Source organism: Stenomitos frigidus ULC18 (genome assembly GCF_003003795.1).
Taxonomy (GTDB): domain Bacteria; phylum Cyanobacteriota; class Cyanobacteriia; order Leptolyngbyales; family Leptolyngbyaceae; genus Stenomitos; species Stenomitos frigidus_A.
On record NZ_PVWK01000153.1, the window covers coordinates 26459 to 37717 of the forward strand.

Below are 11259 nucleotides of genomic sequence, written 5' to 3' on the forward strand. Positions count from 1 at the left end.
CGTTTAGGATGAGAGAGTTTACGCACTGATACACCAAATAATGGCTCAATCTCGGCTGCGAAAATTGGGGCAATACCTCCTCCCCCATTGGAAAGCAGCAGTCTTAGGCGTTCTGGTACTGTTCGTTGTGAATTTTTTAGGGGTGCGCATTCCCCTTCAAATTCGTGATGCGATCGATAAGCTTCAGGTGACGTTCAGCTTCGATCAGGTTTTCTACTACGTGGTGCTTGTCCTGGCGATGGCAACCATCATGTGGCTTGTGCGGATGATCTCGCGCACGCTGCTGTTTGGGGTTGGTCGTCAGGTTGAGTTTGACTTAAAGCAGAAATTGTTTGCCCATCTGCTTGCGCTAGAGCCATCGTATTTCGCCATCAATACGGTTGGTGATTTGATCAATCGAGCGACGAGTGATGTCGATAATATTCGCCGTCTGCTGGGGTTTGCGGTGCTCAGTGTGGCAAACACGCTGTTCGCATACGGGCTGACTTTACCCGCAATGCTCAAGATCAATGTCAAAGTCACGCTCCTGTCTCTGTCGGTCTACCCGATCATGCTGATTTTGGTGCAGATGTTCAGCACACGCCTTCGGCAGCAGCAGATTGTGGTGCAGGAGCAGTTGTCTGATCTCAGTGAGCTCATTCAAGAAGATATGAGCGGCATTTCCCTGGTGAAGATTTATGCTCAGGAAGAAAACGAGCGAGAAGCCTTTCAGCGACGCAATGAAGAATTGCTAGAAGCAAATTTGTCGCTGGCACTGACACGAAGTACGCTGCTGCCGCTGTTGCCTGGGCTGGCAAGTGTAGGTTTGCTGGTCGTGCTGCGGTTTGGGGTAAGCGCGATTAATGAAGGTGCTATTACCGTTGGCGATTTTGTTGCCCTCTTACTTTATGTCGGTCAACTAGCTTTTCCTGCGGCCTTGCTGGGGTTTACGATTACGGCGTACCAACGGGGTGAGGTGAGTGTCGATCGCATTGAGGCGATTCTGAATGTGAAGCCCAAAATCTGCGATCGACTAGATGCGATTTCCCTGCCGCGATCGCAGATAAAAGGTGAATTAACCGCGCAAAACCTGACGTTTGCCTTTCCGGTAGCCAGTGGTAGCGTCAGCAGACCGGCTCTGCAGCAGGTGAACTTTACCATTCAGCCACAGGAAACCGTTGCCATTGTGGGGCCGATTGGGGGTGGTAAATCAACACTGGCAAACGCGTTGCCTCGGTTGCTGGACATTGCTCCAGGGCAACTCTTTTTGGATGGCTACGATATTACTCAGGTCAGACTTTCGGATCTGCGCGGCGCGATCGCTTACGTTCCGCAAGACAGCTTTCTTTTCAGCACGACGATTAAGAACAACATTCGCTATGGAGAGCCGGGCGCAGACGAAGCTGCCGTTGTTTATGCGGCCAAGCAAGCTCAAATCCACAGTGAAATTCTCAACTTTCCGCATCAGTATGAGACGATCGTGGGTGAGCGTGGGATCACGCTGTCGGGTGGTCAACGGCAACGCACTGCCCTCGCGCGAGCGTTGCTGGTCGATGCCCCGATCCTGATTCTAGATGACGCTCTTTCTAGTGTGGACAACCAGACGGCAACCCAAATTTTGCGCAACCTTTCTGAAGGCACCAACCGCAAAACAGTGCTCTTTATCTCTCACCAACTGTCTGCTGCTGCCAGTGCCGATCGCATTTTTGTGATGAACCAGGGTGCGATCGTGCAGTCTGGTAGTCACGCGGCCTTGATCGCACAGGACGGCTTGTATAAAACACTGTGGAACCAGCACCAGCTAGAGGAAGTCTTGCAATAATTGGTGTCCGCTGGTTGGCTGAATCAATTTGCCCTTGGTCAGGCGTTCCATTTGACGCTTTATTTCGTTTTGACGTGATGACGCGAGTTTCCTGAAGACGACGGGTAGTCTAGGGTATCAATCTAATGACTAAGTCTTAAAGAATACTGGGTGGATGACGTGTACTGATCGCATTCGACTCGATACAAGCACGTTGTCCTCGGTCTCGATAGTCAAGTTTGATACTCGTGTCTGCTTTTCGTAGAAAACGTCTGGAAACCTCACGTTTAGTGATGAGTTCACAATAGCCAGCCTTATAATCACTTACTTAACGAACCGAGGGAGGGGTCACCATGACCTGTACAAAACATTCGCGCTACTACACCATCCTTTCCCTATCCTTGCTGGTGCCGTGCGTGCTGCTTGTAGAACTACCAGCTAACGCACAGAAGGCTGTCACCCGTTCTACGATCGTGTCGCCATCCAAGGTCAGCCTTAACTTCAAAGTGCCGAAACGTGGTGCACCGCGATCGACGGCAGGTGGAGCCAGTCGTGGTTCTTGCTTGAGGGGCAGCAATCAACCAACGAAACAACGGCTGACGGCGGTAGTGCCACGGACTCGACTGGGTCTCACTTTTGCTGAACGTCCCAGCTTTTTTGTCTATGTGCCTCAGTCCCCGGCTCAAACAGCAGGGTTTCTCTTACTCAGCGATGATGACACTGAAGTGGTCTACGAAACGACGTTTGTCTTGCCGCCTAAAGGGGGGATCGTACGTTTTGACCTGCCCGAAAAGGCTCCAGCACTACAAGTAGGTAAGCAGTATCACTGGTTTGTCACAACGCTCTGCGATGCCACCAGTGGTTTAAGTGGTAGCCCCACGGTAGAAGGATGGATTGAGCGATCGACTCCTGAAGTGGCGCTGACGAAAGCACTCCAAAAGACCCTACCTGGTAATCGCCCCAATCTTTATGCGGAGGCTGGCATTTGGCACGAAACATTAGCATCCCTTGCCGATCTCCAGCAGCAATATCCACAAAATTCCAAGGTTCTCAACGACTGGCGTGACGCGCTGAAATCCGTTGGCTTAGAAGCCGTCGCGACAGAACCACTCCTTAATTGCTGTAAAGCAAAGCCATAACTGCTAAATGTGGAAAACGTTGAGACAAAAGGTTTGGTATTGGCGCGGGATGATTATCGCCGTTCCCAGCGTTACAGCTGTGCTTTTGGGCCTTCGTGCGCTGGGACTACTCCAGGCATTGGAGTTTCCAGTCCTGGATCAGTTTTTGCTCATGCGTCCTCAGGAGGCGATCGACTCTCGGTTAGTCATTGTTGAAATCAACGAAGCTGATGTCCAGAAGGTTGGTCATTGGTCGCTCACAGATGCAGAACTGGCTAGGGTGCTAGAGACGATCAAGCAACAAAAACCAGCAGCGATCGGGCTAGACCTCTACCGTGATTTGCCGGTTGAGCCCGGCCGCCAAACGTTGACCAAACTCTTTACAACTACGCCGAATCTCATTGGTGTGCAGAAAGTTGCTAGCAACAGCGATAGCTCTCCTGTCAATCCCCCTCCTGTGCTCAAGCAGCGTGATCAGGTCGGTGCGAATGACCTGCCGCTAGATGGCGATGGCAAAGTGCGTCGAGGCTTATTTTACCTAGAAGACCAGAAAGACGAAACCGTTTTTAGCTTTGGGTTTAAGCTGGCAGAGCTTTACTTGAAAAAGAAAGGCATTGAGCCGGAACTGACACCCAACAATGAGATAAAGCTTGGTGCAGCAGTCTTTCCCACGTTTAATGCCAATGATGGCAGCTATGTCGGTGCCGAAGCCGGTGGCTACCAGGTCATGCTGAACTATCGAGGCACCAGACAGCAGTTTCAGACCATCACGCTAACAGATGTGCTGGAGCAGAAGGTGCCGCCGAATCTCATGCGCGATCGCATTGTGCTCATCGGTGCTACAGCTGAAAGTCTGAAAGACCTCTTCTATGTGCCCTATAGCAGCAGTTTAACCGCGCCAAAGCGCATGGCAGGCGTCATTATTCATGCCAACCTGATTAGCCAGATTCTCAGTGCGACGCTGGACGAACGGATGCCCACGCTAAGAACCTGGAGCGAACCACTGGAAGCGCTGTGGATTTTAGGATGGGCAACCGTTGGTGCGATCTTAAGCTGGCGACAACGGTATATTGGCAAGCCTGGTATTCGTCCCTGGAATACAGTGAGCGTCCTCGTTGCAGGCATTTGCCTGGTGACTGCCAGTTATGCGACCTTTTTACAGGGGTGGTGGATTCCGGTTGTGCCACCCTTTATGGCGTTGATGGGAGCATCGATCGTGATCACGGGTTATGTCGCCCGGTCTGCGGCTGAAATGCGCCGCACGTTTGGGCGCTATCTAACCGATGAAGTGGTTGCCAGTTTGCTCGAAACACCCAGTGGGTTGACTCTCGGTGGAGAACGGCGCAAGGTCACGATTCTAATTTCAGACTTGCGTGGGTTTTCTGCCATCTCTGAAAGTCGTCCACCTGAACAGGTCGTGACCATTCTCAACCTTTATCTAGGCATGATGTCTGATACAGTCACCCGGTACAACGGCACCATCAATGAATTCATTGGGGATGGCATTTTTGTTATGTTTGGTGCGCCCATTTATCGAGAGGATGATTCGGAACGTGCGGTAGCCTGCGCGATCGCCATGCAGTCGGCAATGGCAGAGGTCAATCGGCAAAACCAGCAGCTTGGGCTACCCGCGATCGAAATGGGCATTGGCATCAACACAGGCGAGGTTGTGGTCGGCAACATCGGCTCTCAGCGACGTGCCAAATATACGGTGATTGGCAACCACGTCAACTTAGCGGCGCGCATCGAATCCTACACCGTGGGCGGACAGATTTTGATTTCGGAAGGCACGTTCCATGATGCTGGCGATCTTGTGCAGGTCGATGGTCACATTCAGGTTGAACCTAAGGGCATCAAAGAACCCATTAAGCTCTACAACGTCAGCGGCATTGGCGGCAAACACAATCTCTTTTTGCCCGAAGAAAAAGAGGAATTCGTGACGCTGGCGTCCGCAATTCCGGTGCGCTACACCGTTCTAGAAGGCAAACATGCAGTAGGCACCCTGTTTGAAGGTACATTAGTCAGCCTTTCAGACAAGAGCGCCGAACTGCGATCGGATCACTTCCTCACCCCACTCAGCAACCTCAAACTCAACCTGCCCGATCTCTTACAAAGTGACACCGAACTGGATGACCTTTACGCAAAGGTCTTAGACAAAGCAGCAACTAATCCCAACTGTGTGCGGATTCGGTTTACAGGCATGCCCATTCGCTTTGCTGGTTTAGCGCCTGAAGTAAGTGCAGCGCTCGATCAACTGCGGCGATCGACCTAGTGTAAGTCAGGCTAGGCGACTAGCGACCCGACTCGCAAGGAACACACTTGCAACCACAGCGCGATGGTCGGGTTCACTGCAACGCAGGTTAGGCGTTAACTTTCGACTTTCCAGCCGCAAGCGCTTTCACATCGTCGGTCGTGAGGGGATTGCCACCCAATCCCCAGTCGCCACTCTTAACCTCTTCGATCACTACCCATGTCACTGAACGCAAGTTCTCACCTTCGATGGACACCATCGTATCCGTGAGCTTGCGGATCATCTCTTGCTTTTGCGTTGGCGTGAAAACGCCTTCGATCAGTTTTACATTCACTAGGGGCATTGGTTTTCTCCAGTTTGTTGAAGGGTTTGTTGGGCGCAAAGGACAATAAAAACGACCGTTCGTTCTTTTGTCGTTCTTTGATTATTACGACCGTTCGTGCTATTGTCAAGTCGTGAGTGTTAATTTAAGTTATGAGTGTTGCTTCATCGTCAAAAACTAACTCCGCAGGCGGCGATCTCCCTCGCTCAAAAGGTCAATCCAGCCGCGATACCATTCTGCTGACTGCAGCGAAACTGGCAACAACAAAAGGGCTGACTGGTTTGTCAATTGGAGACTTAGCGGCTGAGGTTGGAATGAGCAAGAGTGGTCTCTACGCGCACTTCAAATCCAAAGAAGAGCTGGAGTTGGCGACGATCGAAACGGCAGCCGTGATTTTTGATCGTGATGTGCTTCAGCCTGCGATGAGGGCGTACGCGGGTGCGGAACGGCTTAAGTCGCTAGCTAATGCCTTTCTTTCACATCTCGAACGCAAAGTTTTTCCGGGTGGGTGTTTTTTCGCTGCAGTCGCTGCGGAACTCGATACACGTCCCGGTTTAGCGCGCGATCGGGTTGTCAAGGTGCTAGAGCAGTGGCTTGCTTTCTTGCGGCAGTGCCTTCTTGATGCGCAGGCATTGGGGGAGATCGATCCCAATACGGAAGTTGATCAGGCAGTATTTGAAATCGAGGCGATGCTGTTGGCTGCGAATTTCCTTTTTGTCATGACGAACAACCCGATTCATCTGGCACAAGCGCGCAAGGGTGTGGAAAATGTCTTAGCACGACTCGCGATTGGTGCAGCGTCGAAGACGAAATGATTGTCATAGGTAGTCGATTGCCTTGCCAGATTGATTCCATCACGCTTGTAATTTCATCGCCACTTGTCCGTTAGAGCGTGTTGGGTAGATCAATCAACATCTGGGCGCAGACTGACGAGAACGGATCAGTCCAGGAGTGGGGGTGAAAGCCATGATTTTGCATGGCTTTCACCGCAACGGTGCCAGTGGAAAGGCGGAATGTGGGATCATAAGCCCATAACGGCAGTAAGCGGAGTCTGACCATGCACCTATCTGAGCAAGATTCGGCATTGTACTACGAGCTTATGTGGGCGCTACAGTTTCATGTCAAGCAATCACTGAAGCTCTTTCCCAAGATCAAGACGATCGAGGAATATGCGAAAGAGGTTCCTGTAGAAGACAAAAGCAAAGTGCGAGAAGTCATGTATGCCGATCACACCTTGATTGACACATTTCTAAAGGACAATCCGCAAGACTTTTCGTCCGAAAAGCTGGCGATCGTTGAGCAGTGGAAAAACCTTATTTCAGGCGACTTCTACATCGAGCGGATACTCAAGAAGTACACTATTTTCATTGCAGAGGATGATCAGGTCTACGGAGTTTGGGGGTTGCAAAATGATTTCGATGAAATGTTTCATCCCAGTCAGTTGCCCTTACTCGTTCGAGCTGTTCTCCTACCGTTTAAGGACAAGATCATTTATGACGGGCTGCTGCAAAGCTACAACATTATGTTTGGTGGCGGTATTTCGGGCAGCTTAAAGGAAACGTACCTTGCTGCGAAACAGCGGGGCACCATCATTGAACGCTTCACTGATCGCCATGCTCCAGAACCCATCACGGTCTCGGCTCAAGCTTTAAAGGACTGGACACCCGAACTGGCAGAGCTTGTTGCTAGAGCCAGCAAATTGCGCGGTGGCGGTGGTCAACCTGTCGTTTACAGCCCTGTGTTTAGCCTGATTAAAGCCAGCCTTGAATTGGGTCATGCAGCAACTATCAATCCCAACGACCAGCAGCAGCTGTGGAAATTATTGGGGAAAGTTGAACAGGCGGTAAGGAAGATAGAACGATCGCTATAAAAGGAGGGACTGTAAATTAGTTTGTGTCAAAGGTCAAAACAAGATCTAATGAACTAACCTACCCAGACACAAACCATGACCTTTCGACCCGAACTGATTGACGAACTGCTCAAAGAATACCGAAACCCCGAAGACTTGATGGGAGAAGGCGGGATCGTCAAGCAACTGACTAAAGCCCTAGTCGAGCGCTGCTTGAGTGCGGAGTTGAGCACCCATTTGGCAGAGGAGCAGGGACAGCCAGAGGTTGAACGCCCCAGAAATCGCCGCAATGGCGTCAGTAAGAAGACCATTAAGGGCGCAGTTTGGCGAAGTCGAGAGTGGGGTGCCGCGTGACCGCAATGGCGCCTTTGAGCCGCATGTTACTCACTCGCATCTCTACAAATCTGGCAAGCCAAGCTGCTGGCTGAGTTCTTGGCGCAAACGATAGACGATCGTGTTGGGTTCTAGCTGGTTGAGAATGTCTTGAATCACGGTGTTGGGGCCTTGTGTTCCCCAGCTACAGCCTTGTTCCAGGTAAACCTGTACCGCACGACCAACCGCATACGCCCCATAGCCCGCAATGCCACCCTGAACGATCGCAGTACTCGCATAGGCCGAAAAGCTGGTCGAAGCGTCCAAGCCTCCCGTCGCTGCCGCCGCACTTTTGCCCATACCCAGCAGCAGACCGCTCCCAAACTCAGACAGCATCAGACTACCGGAGCTAAGCAGAATCGTTTTCCAGAGCTTTCTGGCTTCATGACGCGTAACGGGCAACCCGTAGAGTTCAGACAGCGCGCGAATCATTGCCAGATCGGAAACCGCACCGCCGACTAAATCGATGACCGCGATCGGATTGATGCCCACCGCGATCGCCTTGTAGCGAGCAAACTTCCAGATCAGAGCCTCTGCCTCAGTATTGCGAACATCTAAAATTTTGCTGGCTAAGGCTGCCTCAGCATCCCTTGCCTGAAAGAGGGCATTGAGCGCCAACAGCGTGCGGCCTTCCTGCCGCAGAATGGCGAGAATTTTCTGCTTGAGGCTATCGATTTGTACAGGTGAAGCCTCCCACTCGTAGGTCGCGCGACCATTCACCTCGACCCGCACCTGCATCGGAGCCGGATCAGCCGCAACAAGAATAATCTCATTCGCCGACATCAACCGCTGGAGCTGCATCCCATCAACGCTTTTAGCGGCAAGCTGCTGCAAGTTCTGATAAATGGCTTGTCGCGTCTGGTCGGGATATAAATCGATCTTGTTGAAAACCAACAAGAGGGGCTTGTGCGCCCGTCGCAAGTCACAGAGCGCCTGATACTCAGTGCGCGTAATGTCGCCAGCGACAACAAACAGAATCAGATCCGCTTGCCGAGTAATCTCCTGCGCCATCTGTGCCCGCGCCTGTCCATCAATTTCATCCAGTCCTGGCGTATCAATAAACTCAACGGTCAAACTGTTAGTCGGAACTGTCAGTGCAGCCGTCGTTGTCGCACTTTCTGCGTTGCCTGTTAATGACCAGTAGACCGATCGTGGTGCCTGAGTCACACCATTCAACGGGCCTGTAGGGAGAATTTTTTGACCTAGCAGCGCATTCAATACTGCCGATTTCCCGCGACTGACCAACCCAAATACAGCAATGCGAACCACCTGACTGTCAAGCTTATTCAGCGTGACGGTGAGTTGCTCGACATCACTACGGAGCGTTTCGCGATCGACCCCACTGGGCGGACGATTTTTCTCAGACCGGAAGAACGCATTGTAGCGATTCAATGCCTGCCGTAAGCTACTACGGGCACGATTGAGAGACAGTTCTTGCGGGTCAACGCCACTCGTCGATCGCGGGGTAGGTTCAGTGGGAGGAAAGGGAGGTTGGGTCAAGGCTCGGCATAGAACGACGGACGCTAGCTCCATTCTCATCCAAAATACGAACTTCTTGGCGATCGCTCAATGCCGACGCTGTCTTGAGCGGGATGAGCAGCGGTTCTGCTAACACTGCTGGGCTAATTTCAGAGGGAACAGTATCAATCGCCTGTGACGGAAACTGAGAAGGACTCTGTGACGGCTGGTTCGTAGAGGCAACAAGCCGCTCCATTGCCTGCCCGACAAAACTTTGGAGAAACGTTAACTGCTGGTTTTTCTGGAAAACAGACTGCAAAATGTCGCTGAGACGCTCGATCGCCAGCGGGCTAGCTTCCGTTAGCGTAAGGTTCGGCTCTTGAGCATGGAAATATTCAATCAGGCTGAGCCCAACGATTCGCGTGAGATACGCGGCACTCACGCCCTGAATGCAACCGCCTGCTACGTACGTCAACACGTTCACCTTCAGGAAGCCCGCGATCGTCTGGGTTGATAGCTCCACCAGCCCCAACTTCAGCATCAGGCTACCAATGGTCGCTGCCATTTTCTGCGCCTGCTGGAGTGAAAACTTCTGCCGATACAGCGTGCCTAAGTCAAGGATCATTTGCGCGTTCACAGCCGCCGTTGCCAGCACATCCAAGGTCGGCACGGGGCAAACAAAGGCAGTTCCGGCAGCAACCCACTGAAACTGTTCTACGACAGGCAACGCTCGCGTTCGGCGCACATCATTTAGCACCAGCTTTGCCTGGTGTTTCAGCGTCACTGCACGGTTTAAGGCACTTGCCATCACCAACTGCTGGCCTTCCTGCGCCAAAATCTGCTCAAGCCGTTGAGTGAGATCAGCCCAATCTGGCGCTTGCTCTTCTAACCACTCAGTGATGGAGCCATCCGTTTGATGCTGCCGGACTTTGATCGGTTTGGGTGCAGTAGCGATCGCCACCACATCGGCAGCAGCCAGAACGCTCTCAAGGTGGGAGTAGAGTTGGCTGAGAATGGTGTCGCGATCGCTCGGCAAATACTGATCCAGCTTATTAAAAACCAGCACAGTGCGCTTAGTGGCAACCACCCGTTTTACGGCTTGCAGTTCCGATGCGGTCATATCTCCAGTGACCACAAACAGCACTAAATCTGCCGTAATGGCTTGTTGGAGCCCCAACGTATCACCGATCAGGCCAGGCGCTGTAGTCGCCGTAAAGCTGGGTACTTCGCTGAAATGCAGCACTCTAGAAGGGTGATCAACCCACGCAGACTGTAGCAGCTGGAGTAATGCAGTTTTGCCAGTGCCCTTCGCACCCATAACCGCTATACGCAGCTCCTCGCGATTCAACTCGTGGCGAAGCTGAGAAATTTGTGACTGTAACCGCGACACGCGGGGTTGAGCCGCTGTACAAGCAACTTTCTCCGCTGGGTCTTCGACCTCTTCTTGGAGCTGAGTCATCACCTGCGTCGCTTCTGCCAGCGTTCGCTTGACCGTCACAGAGTCAACCTTCAACGGTGCTTGAGGCGTGACCTTTTTCCGATCGGCTTGCTTGTGCAACCATTGCACTCCCGCCGCCCCCATGAGCGCAAAGGCCGCATACATGCCCCACTCTCCAACAAACAAATGAAGCAGGTCTAAAGCCCCAAGACTGAGCGCCAAGAGACCACCACCAATTATGAGAGGGCGTTTCACGTTAACGGTCATAGTCAATCAATGGAGTGGTAGGGTCATTCAGCAGAACGACCGTTTTTACTGAGACCAACGACCAATAGCCGCATGACATCGCACTACTTAGCGGTCGTCCTGTAACTTAGGAGATTTCTAGCAGACAAAACACCTGTAGGAGAACGTTTGCTACCAAAGCGATGGGCTGGATGCAAAGATGCTGGCAAAACCTACCCCCTACCAAGCAGTACATATTTTCTTAGAAATCACCTTATACCAATTCCATGTGAACTCGCATACAAACGTAGGTTGGGTTGAGTCAAACGAAACCCAACAAAATCAAGAGCCTGTTGGGTTTCACGCTGTTCAACCCAACCTTGTATCTTGAGGCTTAGGTAACCCGTCCCAACCTGGGTAGAAAAAACCGCTTTGTAGCTTGGGTG

Annotated in this window: 9 protein-coding genes and 1 pseudogene; 6 read left to right on the forward strand and 4 right to left on the reverse strand. The window is 51.9% G+C overall.

Features of this window, described 5'->3' with window-relative positions; genetic code table 11:
• The first annotated feature begins 40 nt into the window (after positions 1–40).
• From C7B82_RS28365 to C7B82_RS28375, 3 genes are all read left to right on the forward strand, one after another.
• Entirely contained in the window at positions 41–1801 is a 1761-nt protein-coding gene (locus C7B82_RS28365; protein ID WP_106260398.1) for an ABC transporter ATP-binding protein, read from the forward strand.
• 332 nt (positions 1802–2133) lie between these two features.
• Complete coding sequence (locus tag C7B82_RS28370) at positions 2134–2919, forward strand: DUF928 domain-containing protein (protein ID WP_106260400.1); 786 nt, start codon at positions 2134–2136, stop codon at positions 2917–2919.
• A gap of 7 nt (positions 2920–2926) precedes the next feature.
• On the forward strand, positions 2927–5170 hold the full coding sequence (locus C7B82_RS28375; protein WP_106260401.1) for a CHASE2 domain-containing protein: 2244 nt from the start codon (positions 2927–2929) through the stop codon (positions 5168–5170).
• An 88-nt stretch (positions 5171–5258) separates the two neighbouring features.
• On the opposite strand, the gene C7B82_RS28380 is transcribed toward C7B82_RS28375, so the two are convergent.
• Complete coding sequence (locus C7B82_RS28380) at positions 5259–5492, reverse strand: tautomerase family protein (protein WP_106260403.1); 234 nt, start codon at positions 5490–5492, stop codon at positions 5259–5261.
• Positions 5493–5623: 131 nt separating this feature from the next.
• Between C7B82_RS28380 and C7B82_RS28385 the strand changes: the two genes are divergently transcribed.
• Positions 5624–6286, forward strand: a complete 663-nt coding sequence (locus C7B82_RS28385; protein WP_106260405.1) for a TetR/AcrR family transcriptional regulator — start codon at positions 5624–5626, stop codon at positions 6284–6286.
• Between the two features lie 70 nt (positions 6287–6356).
• On the opposite strand, the gene C7B82_RS32800 is transcribed toward C7B82_RS28385, so the two are convergent.
• Positions 6357–6530: a hypothetical protein gene (locus C7B82_RS32800; protein ID WP_181357745.1), complete on the reverse strand. Its 174-nt coding sequence runs from the start codon at positions 6528–6530 to the stop codon at positions 6357–6359.
• Here C7B82_RS32800 and C7B82_RS28390 point away from each other — a divergent pair.
• Both C7B82_RS28390 and C7B82_RS28395 read left to right on the forward strand, forming a co-directional pair.
• Positions 6529–7341, forward strand: coding sequence for a hypothetical protein (locus C7B82_RS28390; protein ID WP_146141297.1), 813 nt, complete (start codon positions 6529–6531; stop codon positions 7339–7341). The genes C7B82_RS32800 and C7B82_RS28390 overlap by 2 nt on opposite strands.
• A 75-nt stretch (positions 7342–7416) precedes the next feature.
• Positions 7417–7696, forward strand: a pseudogene (locus C7B82_RS28395) (transposase); the annotation flags it as partial.
• Positions 7697–7716: 20 nt separating this feature from the next.
• Here C7B82_RS28395 and C7B82_RS28400 read toward each other — a convergent pair.
• Positions 7717–9192 (reverse strand): GTP-binding protein, encoded by a 1476-nt coding sequence (locus C7B82_RS28400; protein WP_245940139.1) that lies wholly within the window; start codon positions 9190–9192, stop codon positions 7717–7719.
• Positions 9164–10855, reverse strand: coding sequence for a slr1306 family protein (locus C7B82_RS28405; RefSeq protein ID WP_106260412.1), 1692 nt, complete (start codon positions 10853–10855; stop codon positions 9164–9166). The genes C7B82_RS28400 and C7B82_RS28405 overlap by 29 nt, the downstream gene beginning before the upstream one ends.
• Between the last annotated feature and the right edge of the window lie 404 nt (positions 10856–11259).

Bases quoted from the DNA above. Each gene is read 5' to 3' on its own strand.
- C7B82_RS28365 (WP_106260398.1), top strand. From the start codon at position 41: ATGGCTCAATCTCGGCTGCGAAAATTGGGGCAATACCTCCTCCCCCAT.
- C7B82_RS28370 (WP_106260400.1), top strand. From the start codon at position 2,134: ATGACCTGTACAAAACATTCGCGCTACTACACCATCCTTTCCCTATCC.
- C7B82_RS28375 (WP_106260401.1), top strand. From the start codon at position 2,927: ATGTGGAAAACGTTGAGACAAAAGGTTTGGTATTGGCGCGGGATGATT.
- C7B82_RS28380 (WP_106260403.1), bottom strand. From the start codon at position 5,492: ATGCCCCTAGTGAATGTAAAACTGATCGAAGGCGTTTTCACGCCAACG.
- C7B82_RS28385 (WP_106260405.1), top strand. From the start codon at position 5,624: ATGAGTGTTGCTTCATCGTCAAAAACTAACTCCGCAGGCGGCGATCTC.
- C7B82_RS28390 (WP_146141297.1), top strand. From the start codon at position 6,529: ATGCACCTATCTGAGCAAGATTCGGCATTGTACTACGAGCTTATGTGG.
- C7B82_RS32800 (WP_181357745.1), bottom strand. From the start codon at position 6,530: ATGGTCAGACTCCGCTTACTGCCGTTATGGGCTTATGATCCCACATTC.
- C7B82_RS28405 (WP_106260412.1), bottom strand. From the start codon at position 10,855: ATGACCGTTAACGTGAAACGCCCTCTCATAATTGGTGGTGGTCTCTTG.